Source organism: Candidatus Filomicrobium marinum (genome assembly GCF_000981545.1).
Lineage (GTDB): Bacteria > Pseudomonadota > Alphaproteobacteria > Rhizobiales > Hyphomicrobiaceae > Filomicrobium > Filomicrobium insigne.
Map to the genome: position 1 here is coordinate 2,205,230 of NZ_LN829119.1, position 14,970 is coordinate 2,220,199.

Annotated in this window: 16 protein-coding genes; 6 read left to right on the forward strand and 10 right to left on the reverse strand. The window is 56.4% G+C overall.

What is annotated here, in order from left to right:
- Nucleotides 1–19: 19 nt before the first annotated feature.
- The 3 genes from YBN1229_RS10385 to YBN1229_RS10395 form a co-directional block, all read right to left on the reverse strand.
- On the reverse strand, nucleotides 20–1,393 hold the full coding sequence (locus YBN1229_RS10385) for a cation-efflux pump (protein ID WP_046480256.1): 1,374 nt from the start codon (nucleotides 1,391–1,393) through the stop codon (nucleotides 20–22).
- Between the two features lie 154 nt (nucleotides 1,394–1,547).
- A complete protein-coding gene (locus tag YBN1229_RS10390) occupies nucleotides 1,548–2,477 on the reverse strand; it encodes an AEC family transporter (protein WP_046478260.1) in 930 nt (309 codons plus the stop codon).
- A 64-nt stretch (nucleotides 2,478–2,541) separates the two neighbouring features.
- Nucleotides 2,542–3,921, reverse strand: coding sequence for an L-serine ammonia-lyase (locus YBN1229_RS10395; protein ID WP_046478261.1), 1,380 nt, complete (start codon nucleotides 3,919–3,921; stop codon nucleotides 2,542–2,544).
- 391 nt (nucleotides 3,922–4,312) lie between these two features.
- Here YBN1229_RS10395 and YBN1229_RS10400 point away from each other — a divergent pair, with 391 nt between their 5' ends.
- Nucleotides 4,313–5,146, forward strand: coding sequence for a GntR family transcriptional regulator (locus YBN1229_RS10400; protein ID WP_046478262.1), 834 nt, complete (start codon nucleotides 4,313–4,315; stop codon nucleotides 5,144–5,146).
- A 6-nt stretch (nucleotides 5,147–5,152) separates the two neighbouring features.
- Here the strand turns inward: YBN1229_RS10400 and YBN1229_RS10405 are convergent, their stop codons facing one another.
- Entirely contained in the window at nucleotides 5,153–6,724 is a 1,572-nt protein-coding gene (locus YBN1229_RS10405) for an AAA family ATPase (RefSeq protein WP_046478263.1), read from the reverse strand.
- Nucleotides 6,725–7,009: 285 nt separating this feature from the next.
- On the opposite strand from YBN1229_RS10405, the gene YBN1229_RS10410 reads away from it, so the two are divergent.
- The gene (locus tag YBN1229_RS10410) at nucleotides 7,010–7,444 is read left to right on the forward strand and encodes a DUF3775 domain-containing protein (protein WP_046478264.1); all 435 of its coding nucleotides are present in this window, start codon (nucleotides 7,010–7,012) and stop codon (nucleotides 7,442–7,444) included.
- Between the two features lie 106 nt (nucleotides 7,445–7,550).
- Here YBN1229_RS10410 and YBN1229_RS10415 read toward each other — a convergent pair whose 3' ends face one another.
- A complete protein-coding gene (locus YBN1229_RS10415; RefSeq protein ID WP_046480257.1) occupies nucleotides 7,551–8,327 on the reverse strand; it encodes a ferredoxin--NADP reductase in 777 nt (258 codons plus the stop codon).
- A 405-nt stretch (nucleotides 8,328–8,732) separates the two neighbouring features.
- On the reverse strand, nucleotides 8,733–9,377 hold the full coding sequence (locus tag YBN1229_RS10420; protein WP_046478265.1) for a L,D-transpeptidase: 645 nt from the start codon (nucleotides 9,375–9,377) through the stop codon (nucleotides 8,733–8,735).
- A 758-nt stretch (nucleotides 9,378–10,135) separates the two neighbouring features.
- Here YBN1229_RS10420 and YBN1229_RS19145 point away from each other — a divergent pair.
- The gene (locus YBN1229_RS19145) at nucleotides 10,136–10,642 is read left to right on the forward strand and encodes a hypothetical protein (RefSeq protein WP_244464897.1); all 507 of its coding nucleotides are present in this window, start codon (nucleotides 10,136–10,138) and stop codon (nucleotides 10,640–10,642) included.
- Nucleotides 10,643–10,819: 177 nt separating this feature from the next.
- On the forward strand, nucleotides 10,820–11,014 hold the full coding sequence (locus YBN1229_RS10430; RefSeq protein ID WP_046478266.1) for a hypothetical protein: 195 nt from the start codon (nucleotides 10,820–10,822) through the stop codon (nucleotides 11,012–11,014).
- A gap of 49 nt (nucleotides 11,015–11,063) precedes the next feature.
- Here YBN1229_RS10430 and YBN1229_RS10435 read toward each other — a convergent pair whose 3' ends face one another.
- The 4 genes from YBN1229_RS10435 to YBN1229_RS10450 form a co-directional block, all read right to left on the reverse strand.
- Nucleotides 11,064–12,257, reverse strand: a complete 1,194-nt coding sequence (locus YBN1229_RS10435; RefSeq protein WP_244464898.1) for an NAD(P)/FAD-dependent oxidoreductase — start codon at nucleotides 12,255–12,257, stop codon at nucleotides 11,064–11,066.
- Nucleotides 12,254–12,523 (reverse strand): hypothetical protein, encoded by a 270-nt coding sequence (locus YBN1229_RS10440; RefSeq protein ID WP_046478267.1) that lies wholly within the window; start codon nucleotides 12,521–12,523, stop codon nucleotides 12,254–12,256. The genes YBN1229_RS10435 and YBN1229_RS10440 overlap by 4 nt, the downstream gene beginning before the upstream one ends.
- A 255-nt stretch (nucleotides 12,524–12,778) precedes the next feature.
- Nucleotides 12,779–13,255: a YtoQ family protein gene (locus YBN1229_RS10445; RefSeq protein ID WP_046478268.1), complete on the reverse strand. Its 477-nt coding sequence runs from the start codon at nucleotides 13,253–13,255 to the stop codon at nucleotides 12,779–12,781.
- A 152-nt stretch (nucleotides 13,256–13,407) separates the two neighbouring features.
- A complete protein-coding gene (locus YBN1229_RS10450; RefSeq protein ID WP_076605313.1) occupies nucleotides 13,408–13,686 on the reverse strand; it encodes a YrhK family protein in 279 nt (92 codons plus the stop codon).
- A 384-nt stretch (nucleotides 13,687–14,070) separates the two neighbouring features.
- Between YBN1229_RS10450 and YBN1229_RS10460 the strand changes: the two genes are divergently transcribed.
- Entirely contained in the window at nucleotides 14,071–14,433 is a 363-nt protein-coding gene (locus YBN1229_RS10460) for an ArsR/SmtB family transcription factor (protein ID WP_046478270.1), read from the forward strand.
- Complete coding sequence (locus YBN1229_RS10465) at nucleotides 14,426–14,968, forward strand: arsenate reductase ArsC (RefSeq protein ID WP_172655238.1); 543 nt, start codon at nucleotides 14,426–14,428, stop codon at nucleotides 14,966–14,968. The genes YBN1229_RS10460 and YBN1229_RS10465 overlap by 8 nt, the downstream gene beginning before the upstream one ends.
- Nucleotides 14,969–14,970 lie beyond the last annotated feature (2 nt).

The following is a 14,970-nucleotide window of genomic DNA, read 5'->3' on the forward strand; positions in this document are numbered from 1 at the left end:
CTCCGGGCAACGGGCATGCCTAAATCGCACGCTGCGGTTCGGCATGCCCGACAACCCGTACAACATCGGGATGGAGCGAACGTACACGCCGCTCCACTTCATCGACAGCCGTATGGGCATCGCTCACCAGCATGTCCGGCGGCAACCGGCAGTGGAAGTTCATGATAAGGCCAAGCTCGGTCGAGCGAATACGCACGTTGTGCACGTCCCGCACGACGCCGCCTTCATCGGCTGAAGCAATGAGCGAGTCTTTCAGCGTGCGATAGCGCTCGTCCGGGATTTCTTTGCCGGACAGCCAGTTCGCTGCCATGGGCTCGATGTGCGTATCGATTTCGATGTCATCGCCGAGTTCTTTGCGGATGGCGGCTTCGAGTTCGCTGGCGGCATCGTGAGCTTGGTCGACGCTGAGATCGGCTTGAACCTCGATGTCGACGCTGATCGAAAGCCGTCCGGCCACCCGTTGGATCGTCAGGCGATGGATGGCGGCGCCGAGATTCGCGGCAATCACGCGCAGGTGCGTTTCAATGGCTTCATCGTCGACCGCGCGCGGCTCTGCAACGACGATCACCTCGGCGTTGGGAAATTCATTCTGGACCGTTTCGACGATCTGAGCGTTTAGCGCCGAGACATGGTCAAGGGGAAGTGACCGGCTGACGGCGACAGCGAGTTCAACAAAGAGCGTCGCGCCTGCGCTACGTACACGGGTTCGCTCAACAGCCAGAACTTCAGGGATCCTTTCAACGTGCGCGGCAATGGCGCGGCTAGCCCCTTCAGGCGCCGTGTCAACCAGCGTGTCAAAAGTCTGACGCCCCAGCTTAAACGCCGCAAAAATAATGAAACAGGCCACAATGAGAGCTGCAACAGCATCAGCCGACATTTGCCCGAACGCGACGAAAATCATGCCGATTAGCACGACGCCGGAAGACAGCATATCCGAAAGGAAATGCAGCGCGTCCGCTTCGAGTGCCGGACTACCCGTGGCTTTAGCGACCTTACGGAGAGCCCGTACGCGCCAGAAGTCGACAATGATGGAGCCGACCAGAACGGCGATAGCCATCCAAGCGCCTTCAATGACGTGGGATTCACCGAGAAGCCGCTTGATCGCTTCATAAGCGATCCATCCGGCAGCGCCAAAAAGCAAAACGACCTGGAATAGCGCCGCCATGCTTTCCATTTTGCCGTGGCCGAAGTGATGGTCGTCATCGGCGGGTTTGTGGCTGACGCGGACGGCCCACCAAGTGATCAGGGTCGCGACAAAATCCGAGGAAGAATGAACGCCCTCCGAGATCAGACCGATACTGCCCGTCATGAAGCCGATCACAAACTTGACGATCGCCAAACCGCCGCTTGCCAGCACCGATATCAGGGCGACGTGCTCTTTTTCCTTTTGCATGACGTTGTCTCGTTGGCGGACAAGACAAACGATATCTGCCCGCATGTCATGGATTTCGGCTGACGGCGTGGCGGCCAGTCTGCTGATGTACGCTTATGCGCTATCTCAATAGCCTTTGTGAGCACTCAGGCAAGACCTTGTGGCACTTTGCGGACTACATAAATTGCCGGGCCAGCGTGAGGGTTAGAGGCATAGTGAGGAAAGCAAAGACGGTCTGCAGTGTCACGATCGCCGCCATGAGTGGCGCGTCTCCACCCATCTGCTTCGCGAATGTGTAAGACGAAGCAGATGTGGGCACCACGCCGAAAAGAAGCGCGACGACGGTCTCCATCTCGGAAAGGCCCATGAGAATAGCGAGCACCAGGATCGCAGCGGGGAATATGACGAGTTTTATAACGCAGGATATCAACATCGGGACGACGGCCGTCTCCAAGCCGCGCACACGAATATTGGCGCCTACGCAAAGTAGCATCACGGGCAGCGACGCATTCCCCAGAAGGGTTGCGGCCTCATTCAACACCGGGACAGGCCCGTCGGTCAGCATATTCGTCAGGACACCTAATCCGATCGCGATGATCAACGGGTTCCGTACGAGGTCCCGCAGGATATGCCGCGTTAAGCCCTTTTCCTCACCGTCGTGCAGCATGGCGACCATGGCCGTCACGATCGCTATATTCGTGACCGGAATGAGAAGGGCCGGAATGAGCGTCGCCAGCGCAAGCCCTGTCGGACCGTAGAGCGATCCAGCGACCGCCAAGGCGATGAACATGTTGTGGCGAACAGCGCCTTGCAGAAACGAAGTCCCCGCCGCCGGGGAAATCGTCATCACGCGCAAAACCAGCAGCGCGCAAACAAACACGACCGCAAACGATCCAAGGATCACAACGGCATACGAGCCGATAAGATCTGGCGAAAATTCGTTGGTAGAGGTCTTCTGAAACAATAGAGATGGAAGGAGCACCCAATAGACCAATCGGTCGTTCAGACTCCAGAACTCAAGGCTGGGGATGTCGCCCCTGCGCAGAATATGGCCAAGCACGATAAGGAGAAAAATCGGCGCAATGGCCACCAAAATTTCGAGCAAACGAAGGCTCCGCGCCGCTAAATGATCGTTACAGGTTCCCTCGCAACGGCAAAGTCGCGATGCTTCAGCAGGCTACGACGTTCACAGCCAACCCGCCCGTAGATGTTTCCTTATACTTGAGGCTCATGTCGAAGCCCGTCTGTCGCATTGTCTCAACGCACTTGTCCAATTCGACCACATGTGACCCATCTCCCTTGAGTGCAAGAGACGCAGCCGTCACAGCTTTAACAGCGCCGAACCCGTTGCGTTCGATGCACGGAACCTGCACCAATCCTTTCACGGGGTCGCAAGTCATGCCGAGATGATGTTCAAGTGCGATCTCTGCCGCGTTCTCAATCTGCTCGTTTGTGCCTCCAAGAACGGCGCACAAGCCTGCCGCCGCCATCGCGGAAGCGGAGCCCACCTCGCCCTGGCACCCGACTTCAGCTCCAGATATCGAAGCGTTGTGTTTGATTAGGCCTCCGATAGCAGCGGCGACCAGCAGAAAATCTCGCACGTCGCTCTGCTGCGCCCCGGGGCAAAACTCAAGGTAATACCGGATCACTGCCGGAATAACGCCGGCCGCACCGTTCGTTGGGGCTGTCACGACCTGTCCGCCTGCAGCGTTCTCTTCGTTCACTGCCATGGCAAAGGTGGAAATCCAATCATTGATCTCATGTGCATAGAGAGCATTGGAGCGATGTTGACTTAATTTTTTATAGATGGCGCTGGCGCGGCGTTTGACGGCCAGCCCGCCCGGTAACGTCCCTTCAGTCGCGAGCCCACGCTCGATGCAATCGTTCATAACCGACCAGATTTTATCGAGCCGGTGCGTTAGCTCTTCTTCCCCGTTCAGGCAAAGCTCATTGGCGCGCTTCATCTCAAGAATGCTCTTGCCCGACTCCTTGCCTAATCGAAGCATCTCCTGCGCGCTCTTGAATGGGAAAGGCTTCGGAATTGCGGGCTCTGTGCATAAGGTCACCCCGGCTTCAAGTTCGTCCGCAGTGAGCACGAAACCGCCGCCGATCGAATAATAGATCGTCGCGTGAATCTCCTGGCCGTCCTGATCGTAGGCATGAAGCCACAGGCCATTGGCGTGGCCCGGCAGGGCCGGACCATAATCAAAAACGATATCCACGGCCGGATCGAAACTGTACGTAGGCAGCCCAGGCGCACTAATTTGTTTTGTGCCGGAGATTGCTGCGAGCGTCGCCTCCGCGTGGTCGTAATCAAGCACCTCTGGCAAAAGACCGGCCAGCCCCAAGATGACAGCCCGGTCAGTCGCATGTCCTTTCCCGGTAAACGCAAGCGATCCGTAGAGCGTCACGCCAAGGCGGGCAACGCTTGTGCCCTTGCCTGTCCGCAATTCATCAAGGAACCGATTGGCAGCCACCATCGGCCCCATCGTGTGTGAACTCGACGGTCCGATGCCGATTTTAAAAATTTCAAGCACACTGATGAACATATGATCCCTCGAACGATGGCAGTGCGCACAAGGAGAACTCTGCCATAAATTCCGCTGGCCCGGAACTTTGCCAATTACCCAGAATGCGAGCCACTATCACGGCGGAGCTAGTAGATGCCAGTGAGGTGTCACTGAAGTGTGACAACGCCTCGCCGACGCACAGAAAATTATTTAAGCGCTGGGCAAAAAATCTGCCAAACTGTGCATCTCCGCCCAGTGGGCTGCCAATTACATGTGCGGGTCTTATCCGTCCGTATCCGACACACGCATATTTGCGCGGATCGCCGACAAGGGTATTAAAGATCAACCGTCTTGATCTAAATCATACGTCTTTTTGGTATGCGTCTTTAGATTGCAGTATAGTTTCCATCACGAAAGACGGGTTATTGCTATGGCTGATACTGAAAATAATCTTGCGCAAAACCATGAGGTTACAGTGCCTTTTACGCGGTCTGATCAGCGTGACACCGCACGGTTTGACGTGCTCATACGCACCCTGTCAAATTTTTCTGCGGAAGCCGGCATCTCCAAAATTCAGGCTTTGGTGAATGCTATTTCAGAATTGATTGAGCGGGGGTACTGGCGTTCCGGAGACCGGCTCCCCACGGAAAAAGAACTGAGTCACGAGCTCAATATCAGTGTTGGCACAGTGCAGGCTGCAATGCGGGCTCTGCAGAATGCGAGCCTGGTAGAGCGGTCTCGGCGTTCTGGGACATTCGTTTCCCAAACGCGCGAACAAGGTTCAACAGTATGGTACTTCCGTTTTCGTAACCCGGATGGATCTGGGCTAATGCCCTGGGAAACCAGGGAACTTTTCGTCGAGGAAGTGAAAGAGAAAGGTGACTGGTCAAAATTTTTGGGGGAATCCCCGAGTTATGTGAAGATTTCGCGCGTGGTGTCGGTAGCGGATGAATTTCGGTTGTGGTCGGACCTTTATGTCGATGGCCAGCGTTTTCGTCCGATCCTCGATACACCTCCGGCGATTCTCGCTGGAAAAAATCTTCGGATTTTCTTGCATGAGCGGTTCAATGCCCCGACATTTCGTTCCACGCATCTGATTTCACGCTGCGAACTGGATCCGAAACAGGCAGAAACGTTGGGCTGCAAACCAGGTGAAGTGGCCATTAGAATAAAGGCCAGGAGCTTCACATTCCGTGATGCTCCAATCTCTTTTCACGATATCATTGTTCCACCGAACCGATTTGAACTCGAAGTCGGAAACTAATAAGCGCTAATTGTGCTGCGGCAATCCTATGATTTTGGCAGCACGCAAACGGACCTCGTCTGGGCCGGCGTCAACGTCTATATGCTGCCAGTCGACCACTCCTATATCGTAAGAAAGCTGTTGGTGGACGACTTGAACGTCAGCGTCTGAGGCGTCCCCTTCGCGCGCGGAAACGCGGGCATACAGAACATCAGCCGGCGCAGTTAGCCATAGGCCTAAGAATTCGGCGTCGGCTTTCCGGGCGCGCGCTTCAATATCCCTGCGTTCGCTCTCCGTCGCGAAAACCGCATCGACGATAACTGAGTGGCCAGCTCTTAGAGCGCACTCGGCCTTATCTCCAAGCCGTTGATAAACGTGCGCCGTTACCTTTTCCGCATACGCAGACTCAGGCAGAGGCTCCTCCGGATCCCATTCGTACATGAGCTTGCGTTCCACGTCGCTGCGCAGATGCAGCGCGCCGGGAACAGGTTCGATGTCGGGCGCGAGCATGCGCGCTACCGTGGTTTTGCCCGTTCCAGATAATCCACCGACCACGATCAGACGAGCCCGGGGCGGCTTCAAAAACTGTCGGGAAAATGCAAAATACTGCCTTACATCGTCATCGATCGCAGCTGTCCGGTCTTGGGAGACATTGGCTTTTCTATCCAAACCCACCATCGCGCGTATCGCCGCCCGGCAGGATAAGAAGAACGGCAGAAGAGCTAGGCCCTCCAGGTGGCGAATGCCGGATTGATCCTGCAGATATTGATTGAAGAGCTGGCATGCGTGACGGCGCATACCTCGCCGGTAAAGGTCCATGAGCAGAAAGGCGAGGCCGTAGAGCACGTCGATCGTTGCCAGGGTCTCGTCAAATTCGAGTGCATCGAACAGCGTCGGCCCGCTTTCGAGAAGCACTATATTGCGCAAGTGCATGTCCCCATGACACCGCCGCACGAAGCCTTGGCGCGCCCGTTCTCGCATCAACGGCGTGGTCTCGCGGAGCGCCGCTGAAGCTGCAGCCCTGTAAGCTGCCACGTCGTCAACAGGGATCGGGCTGATGTCGCGGGTAAGTGCAGCGGTCACGTGCTCCAGGATGGTTTCAAAGCTCTTCGCTGGATCAACGTCTTTATGGACGGTGGCACTTCCGTGCGTGTCGACGATGTGATGGGCGAGCGGGACCATAAGCTTTTCATCGAGCTTCCCCGCGATAGCCATTTCATCCAAGAGCTGGCTTTGCTCGAAACGTCTCATGATCAGGACGTATTCAACGATCTCTCCTGCACCCTGCCAGGACAGCATCCCATCGGGCTGCCTAAGGATCGGGCAGACGCGAAGATAAAGTTCAGGAGCAATTCTTGTGTTGAGCTCGAACTCGCGATTGCAGGCCCTCAGCCGTTGGTCAAGCGTCGAAAAGTCGAGATAGGGAAGGCGTACGGCGCGTTTCATCTTGTAGGCATAGTCGCCGGCAAGGAAAACGATGGCCCCATGTGTATCGATGCGGTCGACGCCTTCCGGCGCAGGCGCATAGTTCGCCGGGTTTTCTAGAAACGTGATTACGTCCGCTTGGGCGCCATTCGCTTCCGGGACCGTTGAAGCCATTCTTGAGCTACCCTCCAGTGACAACGCTCGATGTCGGTCCGCAATCTTGCGGTCCACTGTTGCAAATCCGCGTTAACGGTCAAGCGTGACAGACGTTCCAAACAGAGATGTGAAACCACCAGACAAGATGAAACTCAACCAATTACGTCGTGGTGCGTTGTTTGGCTGAGTTCGCCTCATTGAGGTTTGGGAGGCGGGTAGCGCTTTGAGGTCGATCAAAGCCCGCAGCCGCTTCTTGAGGCAGAGCGTAGAAAGCTCTCGCATTGCTGCGTTAGGAGACGACACATGGACAGCAATCAGGTGGATCTCAATATCACACCCGAAAAAGTCGCTTATGTCATTATCAAGGCCCGCGAGTTCGACGCAAAAGTTGATTCCTGGAACGCTCCGGATGCGAGCGACGAAAATGACGTCAGCGATGCAATACTGGAAAACCTCGCGAATGATCCGGTGCGCACCGAACTTGCGACCTTCATCGCCGAACTGAACGATGATGAGCAAGCCGAGCTCGTTGCCATAGCATGGGTCGGGCGCGGGACGTTTGAACCGGAAGAATTTGGCGAGGCGCTAAGGACTGCACGCGAAGAGCGTACGAACCCGACGGCGGATTATCTGCTGGGGCTTCCTCTGCTCGCGGACTACCTCACCAATGGGTTCGAAAACCTCGGATTTTCGATTGATGATGCCGAGGATGAGCTCACCAGAGGTGAAGTCATCTGAGGTGCGCCCGCCAATAGCGCTTCAGTAAAAAAGCGGTTCCGCTCCGGGCGAAACCGCTTCGACAAGCCTATGATATGCGGCTCTCAGGTGCGCGTTTGTTCGATCGTCACTTTTCGACGAACGCCTTTTCGATCACATATTCGCCGGGCGTTCCGCTGTTCCCCTCGGTGAGGGACATATCTTCCAGAATTTGCGTCATTTCCCGAAGCATCTCGGGGCTGCCGCACAACATGGCGCGATCAAGTTCGGGGTCAATCGGTGGCAACGTGAGATCTGAGAACAGCTTTCCGCTGGTCACAAGATCGGTGATCCGGCCACGATTTTCGAAGGGCTCGCGGGTCACCGTAGGATAATAGATAAGCTGCCCCTGCACGAGTTCGCCGATGAACTCGTCCTCGGGAAGTTCTCTGCCGATCCGTTCGCTGTAAGCTAGCTCGGCCACCTGCCGGCAGCCATGCACGAGAACAACCTTCTCGAAACGTTCATACGTCGCAGGATCACGGATGATGCTCATGAATGGAGCAAGTCCGGTTCCCGTGCTGAACAAGAACAGATTTCGCCCTGGTTTAAGGTTATCGATAATAAGTGTGCCAACGGGCTTTTTCGACACCAGAATGCGGTCGCCTTCGCGGATGTGTTGAAGGCGCGAAGTCAACGGCCCGTCAGGAACTTTGATCGAAAAGAATTCCAGGGTCTCTTCGTAGTTTGGGCTGACGAGCGAATATGCGCGCATCAACGGCCGACCACCTTCTGTCTCAAGTCCCATCATCGTGAACTGTCCGTTCTCGAAGCGGAACGAGGGACTACGTGTCGTGGTGAAGCTGAACAGCGTGTCAGTCCAGTGGCGGACCGACAGAACGGTTTCTTCGTAAAAAGCGCTCACGATCGCATCTCCGATCACAGGTCTGGTGTTCAAGGGACCAGAACGGTTATCGACCAGATCCCCTAAAGAATTGCGTAGGTATTGGAAAGGCGCCCTCTTTGACGCGAAGGCTGGCCCTGTTTCCAGTGTTTCTCTGGATGGCAGAAGCTCTCAATACGCAAAATCAGTTAGCGTGTTTCGAGCCGCCGCCACCGTGGCCGTTTTTGAATAAGCATCATGTGCGCCCCTTTAACAGAACAGTCAACGGGCCCCTCGAGGCGCTCAATCGACGCAATTTCAGCGCGAATAGATTGAATCGTAAAAACGAATTTCATGCTTTGCCGTCGCGGGACAATACGCAGATCGTCAAGTTCGGCGGATCAGGGACGGTATTCCCGATCCGCCAACAAGAAAAAATTTTGCGTGTCACCGTGCCGCAACGCGCTCAGGTTGGAATTTTTTTCGCGTCACGATGACTTTTGCGCCGATTTTTGTTCGGCTGTAGAGGTCCTTAACGTCCTCATTATACATTCGGATACAACCCGCAGAGACGGCTTCCCCAATTGTCCACGGAGCGTCCGTGCCGTGAATGCGATAGAGCGTGTCGCCAAGATAAAGGGCACGAACGCCCAACGGGTTCTGCGGATGACCACCTGGCACGTAACTCGGTAGTTTCGGATTCTTGCGGATCATGGACGGCGTTGGCCGCCACGATGGGTTGACCCGCTTCATGGTGACGGGAAGCGTTCCCTCCCAATTCGCGTATTTGGCAGGGGCGGTAATTGGGTATGAGGTTGCCTGCCCCCCTTCCTCAATCCGGTAAAGCCGACGATCACCAAAGCTGACAATGATTGTGCCTGCCGGGTACTCCGTATTTAGCCGGACAGTCTGTTTGCTGATCCGCGACTGAGCCATGCTATCGAAAAAACCTTGCGCGTGAACCTGAGGTGCAAGGAACGATGACGTTAGAGCTGCGAGAGCCGCGGCTGAGCACACCATCCGACGACTGATACGGGAACGGAAAGCGGGTGTGATGAGCGGCACGCTAATACGCTCAGGATGATACAACATGTGAAAGACCTCCGAGCGAAGGGCACAAATCCCCTCTCGCGGGCGTGGTGACCCGCCAAGTTGAAAATCAGATTGGGCGATAGAGTGAGCTAGACGTGGCGTCTCGGAGGGGGAGGCTCTGGTGCCAAGGTGAGCCCGCGCAGCGGTGCGCCAACCAGAAAATTCCAAGCTTGATCGTTGCGGGGCGCAGGAATGCTGAGCGGGGAGCCGGTGTTCAGTCCCGAGAATGTATGTGATGGGCACAACCCCAAACGACGACAACAGACTGAGCCATGCTCCGTATTGCCACTACGCAATTCGAGCGTGCGTGAATGGCAATTATAGGTTGTGGTGTCCGAAGCGTATGATGCTGGCGTCTGAGCTAGGATCAAGGTGACACAGCTCAGCAGCAGTACGAGCGCTAGTCCCGTCTGCAACCCAAGTCGCGACCAAGTAGTCTCGGTATTTCCGAGCCGCATCTGATGCATGCCCCCGCCCTGCGGCACTTCGAATCTGACTCAGAATCGCCCGAATACGTGCCCGCGTCGAATGAAGTTATCTTCAAATCAGTGTTATGAAGCACGTTTACCTACAACCCGACGCTGCATCGGTCCCATGAAACGGGACAAATTATTGATTTTCCAGGTCACAGACGGTCAGGGCTCTACATTTACTCTACGGCGAGGCGTTTTGACGCGCTCACGACGTACCCTCACTTTTTCGCCTCAATGTTGGTGCCGGTGCGCTCCCGAAAAAAAACAACAGGTAGTAGGAGCGTAATGATGAACATGAAGATCTTTGCCGCGGTAGCGGGACTTCTAGTAGGCGCCGGTATTGGTCCGGCTTCTGCGCAAATGTCTACGGGGGGCATGTTCGATAAAGTCGATGGCCCATCTTACGCGAGATCTTCTGGTCGGAGTTCGCTGGGTGCAAACTTCGGCAATGTAAATTCCAAACCTCAGAAAAAAGCGCGGACATATTCTACGACCAAGGTCAGTGCCGCACCGATGGCGAGCCGTGGCGTAGGCCCACGTCCGTCGAGGTGGTGCGGCTGGTGGATGCGCACACAGTTGGGTGGCGGCCCTGAATTCAACGTTGCTTGGAACTGGCGCAAGTATGGCCGTCCGACGTCGCCGCAAGTCGGAGCAGTCGTCGTGTGGCGTCACCACGTCGGAATCATTACGGGTCGTGCCGCGAATGGTAAGTGGATCGTGAAGTCCGGCAACGATGGCGGAAAGGTCCGCGAGCGTGCCCGCTCCGTTTCGGGCGCGGTCTTCCGGATCTGACGCGTTACGGCGAAGCGTCCAGAGCCGAGACGCTTCCAGATTACCAGCAGGGCCGTTCTCGTAGGGCGGCCCCTTTCTCGTCCATGTTCTTGCTTAGCCTGCGCCAAAATAGATCTGGCTACGGATCATTCGGCCGCCCATAATGCGTTCTCATGCAAGGAAAGCTAGGGGCGCGGCATGGCGCAGCTAATCTATGAGGCCCGGATGGCGGGCCGTCTTCACCGGCTCGCGACCGATATCGACCTTGGTCCGGAGGCCTATATGGGGTTCGTGCGGTCCATGGAGGGATGGGAAGCAAAAGCTCTGGCGCGGTTAAAGCCGGAGCACTCGACATCCCTGACGTTTGTCCCGGCCACGCGCGTCAGCAGATGAGCCGCGTTAGGTTTTCAAATGAGAGCGTGCTTGAGCCCCGACAGACCGTTTAACCGGAGGCCGCCATCGAAGGCGTTGATTGAGACGGGGGCTGTTGCAAGGTTCGGCGGGCCTGCATGAAGGCGCGCGGCGTGTTGATCGCGTCAACGGCGAGAAGCTGCGGACCGCGCCAATAGGATACCGCAAAGGAGTTCGCCTTCGGATCGCCTTCAACTGAAACCCGGTCGTGACCATCTGAAAGGCCAGCAATCTGTAGCTTCACGTCGTACTGATCGGACCAGAACCACGGAACCGGATCATACCTGACCTCGTCTCCGCACATGGCCGTTGCTGCCGCACGTGCCTGATCGTTGGCATTCTGCACACTTTCAAGTCTCAAGTGGCGGCCGTAGCGCCGGGACGGGAAGCGCGCGCAGTCGCCAGCGGCAAAAACATGCGGCGCAACGCGGCAGGCCTCGTCGACAAAGATTCCATTGTCACAGGCAAGTCCGGCCTCGCGCGCAATCTGATCATTGGCCACCGCGCCAGCCGCGACGAGAACGAGGTCGGCGCTGATTACACTGCCATCATCCAGCATCACGCCCGTGGCGTCCGTGTCGCCCTCGATACGTTGCGCGCGGGCATTAAACCGTAGCGTAACACCATGCCCTTCGTGTAGCTGTTTGAAGAAATCAGATAGCACTGGGCTGACGACACGCGACAGGAGGCGGTCCTGCTGTTCGAGCACGGTGACATCCTTGCCGAGCTTGATCAGTGACGCGGCGACTTCGAGGCCAATATACCCTCCGCCGATAATGACGACACGCTGCGCGTCCTCGAGGCCGGCGCCAAGGCGTTGCACATCCGCAATCGAATAGAGGGTGTGCACGCCCGCAAGCTCTTCGCCAGCGAGGTTGAGCCGCCGTGGCTGCGACCCTGTGGCGATGAGGAGCTGATGATATGCAAGTGTCTCGCCACCGGACAACGTCACATTCCGCGCCGTAACGTCGAGCTCGAGCGCCGTTTCACCGCGCCGGAAGTCCACGTCCGCCTTTTCAAGGAATGCTTCCCCTTGGAGCCAAAGCTGCTCCTCGGTTGCGTCCCCCGTCAGAAATTTTTTGGAGAGCGGTGGACGTTGATAGGGTAGGTGGGGTTCAGAACCGACAAGCACGATGCGCCGCCCGCATGAGAGGCCATGCAATGTTTCGATGGCGCGGGCCGCAGCTTGACCTGCGCCGACGATGACAATCGGCAAGCTCATCATGAAACTCCTAGGCGCTCAGCGACGAAATCAAGCCGGTCTTGGCCGAAGTACATTTCGCCATCTATGAGGAAGGTGAGGGAAACGAAGACGCCAACCCTAATAGCCTTGTTTGTAATGCGGTCAAACATCTCGGCTGTGGTTGGATCCCCCGCCGCTCGCAGAATACGTGCGCCGTCGTCAGGAAAACTTTCCCATAACAATCTGTTGAATGACGTCCGGCTGAAAGATGTCCTCAACGCCAAGATGGCGGAGAAACTCCCGAGCATCACGTCACCCGGTAAGCCGACGGAACGCGCGCATGATCGCAGATAAGGAACCGATGAGCAGGATCATTATTTTGAAGCGTCGAGCGGAGAGCCGGGTGAGTAGGTAATCGAAAAGGCGTTCGCGGAACGCTAGGTCGTCGAGCCATTTTCGTTGCTCATCGGAAGGGGCTTCTCGCCCCTTCTGCAGCAGCAGACTTGACCTGCGTGCGCGGCTCGCAATTGAGAAACGCGCACGCCGGTCTCTTTCGCCACGCCTTACTCTGCGGCGGCCTTCGTGAGCTTCAGTTCGCCGGCGATGACGTACCGCAAGATGGCAACGATCTCATCGACAGTCCGTGCAACTGCCAAAGCCGCCGCGTCGACCTCTTTCAACGCATGCGCATTTTCCGGCTCGTGCATGATGATCATCGGCGTTCCGAGCGCGCTGGCATAGCCGGCATCAAAGGCCGCATTCCACTGCTTGTACTTGTCGCCGAAGCGCACAATCACGAGGTCGGCGTTCTCAATAAGCGTACGCGTGCGAATTGCGTTCATCTGCGCACCTTTGTGATCGTGCCAGAACTTGTTCGGTTCTGATCCAAGGATGGCGACGCCGCAATCGTCGGAATATTCGTGGTTTGTAACCGGTGCCGTGAACGAAACTGGCAAACCGGCAGCAAGCGCCTGGGACTCGATCTGCGCGCGCCAGTCGGTGTGGATTTCGCCCGAAAGATAGATGGTCCAGTGATCCATCGTTACTTACCTCCGCTGTCTGTTCTGCAGGGCACGCGCCGCCGGTTGGCAGGATTGGGGCGGGCATGTGCGTTGCGAAGCTTATGGCCCGATATCGCCGCGAGATCAAAGGCAGCTGTGTGTCGGTCAAACCTGAGCGTGAGTGTAAAGCGTCAGGGGATGCTTTCGGGAGCTGGAGGGATCTCCCCCATGCTCAGATATTTCAACTCGCGCAGCAATCGCAGCGTTGGCTTCAAAGCAAAGAAGGCAGAACCCACAACAAACAACCACGTTCCTACAAACATGGTGCTGTCCCAAAAGAAAAGAACGCTCCCGATGAGGAAGCAAAGCGCAGCCGTAAAATCGACGAACGTGTACCAGATCTCGAAGAGAATGTAGATGCGGATATGCTCGGCAGACCGGGTGCGGTTCTCGGGATTGAAAAGGTGCATCGGTGGGTCCCTCTGAATTGTGCTGTGCCCAAGGTGGAGCACGCGAAACGAGCGAATATCGTGATGGCGAGCGCGTCCCTTGGCCCCGCGATTTCAAATCCGTGCGTAAAATCGTTTGAACACCTGAAATTCTGGTCGCGCACAATTGCAATCGCAGACACGGTGTCCGGAAGCGTGTCAACGCAGTGTCGCATGCTCAGCAAACGCGATCGAGCCAGAGTGCGCGGCCTTCAGCGCGGCAGCCTAGGCGTTCGCAATAACCATCGCGAACGCCATCGCTGACCAGACGTCCTCGAACGCTCTCCAGCCTCCCGAACTGCTGAACGTCCCAGGTCTCTCAAAATAACAATTGAACAATTCAAGGATTATTGTAACAATGAAATTATGGAGACACAGGACGTAGTACGAGCGCTGTCAGCTCTGGCTCATGAAAGCCGACTCACGCTGTTCCGCCTGCTGGTGGCGCGCGGTCCGTCAGGGATGGCAGCTGGCGACATCGCCAAGGCCATCGGGGTCGGTCCGACGGCAATGTCATTTCACTTAAAGGAACTCGACCGCGCGGGCTTGCTGCGCTCCTGGCGCGATGGGCGTTACATCCGCTACGCGGTTCAGGTCGAAGGGGTACGTGCCCTGCTGACGTATCTCACAGAGGACTGCTGTGGCGGACACCCGGAACTATGCGGCGAAGGCTGGCAACCCGATCGAAATTTAGAATGCGTTTGTGAAGGAGAAGAGCGTCATGATTGATGAGAGGCCCTACAACGTGCTCTTCTTGTGCACGCACAATTCAGCACGCTCTGTTATCGGTGAGTGTTTGATGAACTCGCTCGGTCAGGGTGCATTTAACGCCTACAGCGCAGGAAGCGCCCCGGCAGGCCAGATCAATCCCTTTGCCATCAAGATTCTCAAAAATTACGGTCTCAAGACGGACGGGCTACGCTCTAAATCTTGGGATGAGTTTACAGAACCGGGCGCCCCGGAGTTTGATTTTGTCTTTACGCTTTGCGACGAGGCCGCCGCTGAAACATGCCCCGTCTGGCCGGGCAATCCTATAACGGAACATTGGGGTATGCCGGATCCCTCGCGCACGGAAGGCAGTGATGGAAATAAGCTGGCTGCGTTCGCCAACACCTATAGCTTGCTCCATCATCATATTTCTAACTTCACCCAGCTCGCCAAGCAGGACCTCGACAACAAAAGTATGCGGCGGAAGGTGTCTGAACTCTCAGAGGATGTCCGCCGAAGGAATATTGCAGGCTTTGCAGAGAGCGACGGCCGATGAGG

Excerpts from the sequence above, each read along its gene's own strand:
- YBN1229_RS10385 (WP_046480256.1), bottom strand. The coding sequence starts at position 1,393 with ATGCAAAAGGAAAAAGAGCACGTCGCCCTGATATCGGTGCTGGCAAGC.
- YBN1229_RS10395 (WP_046478261.1), bottom strand. The coding sequence starts at position 3,921 with ATGTTCATCAGTGTGCTTGAAATTTTTAAAATCGGCATCGGACCGTCG.
- YBN1229_RS10400 (WP_046478262.1), top strand. The coding sequence starts at position 4,313 with ATGGCTGATACTGAAAATAATCTTGCGCAAAACCATGAGGTTACAGTG.
- YBN1229_RS10405 (WP_046478263.1), bottom strand. The coding sequence starts at position 6,724 with ATGGCTTCAACGGTCCCGGAAGCGAATGGCGCCCAAGCGGACGTAATC.
- YBN1229_RS10410 (WP_046478264.1), top strand. The coding sequence starts at position 7,010 with ATGGACAGCAATCAGGTGGATCTCAATATCACACCCGAAAAAGTCGCT.
- YBN1229_RS10420 (WP_046478265.1), bottom strand. The coding sequence starts at position 9,377 with ATGTTGTATCATCCTGAGCGTATTAGCGTGCCGCTCATCACACCCGCT.
- YBN1229_RS19145 (WP_244464897.1), top strand. The coding sequence starts at position 10,136 with ATGATGAACATGAAGATCTTTGCCGCGGTAGCGGGACTTCTAGTAGGC.
- YBN1229_RS10430 (WP_046478266.1), top strand. The coding sequence starts at position 10,820 with ATGGCGCAGCTAATCTATGAGGCCCGGATGGCGGGCCGTCTTCACCGG.
- YBN1229_RS10435 (WP_244464898.1), bottom strand. The coding sequence starts at position 12,257 with ATGATGAGCTTGCCGATTGTCATCGTCGGCGCAGGTCAAGCTGCGGCC.
- YBN1229_RS10440 (WP_046478267.1), bottom strand. The coding sequence starts at position 12,523 with ATGCTCGGGAGTTTCTCCGCCATCTTGGCGTTGAGGACATCTTTCAGC.
- YBN1229_RS10445 (WP_046478268.1), bottom strand. The coding sequence starts at position 13,255 with ATGGATCACTGGACCATCTATCTTTCGGGCGAAATCCACACCGACTGG.
- YBN1229_RS10450 (WP_076605313.1), bottom strand. The coding sequence starts at position 13,686 with ATGCACCTTTTCAATCCCGAGAACCGCACCCGGTCTGCCGAGCATATC.
- YBN1229_RS10460 (WP_046478270.1), top strand. The coding sequence starts at position 14,071 with ATGGAGACACAGGACGTAGTACGAGCGCTGTCAGCTCTGGCTCATGAA.
- YBN1229_RS10465 (WP_172655238.1), top strand. The coding sequence starts at position 14,426 with ATGATTGATGAGAGGCCCTACAACGTGCTCTTCTTGTGCACGCACAAT.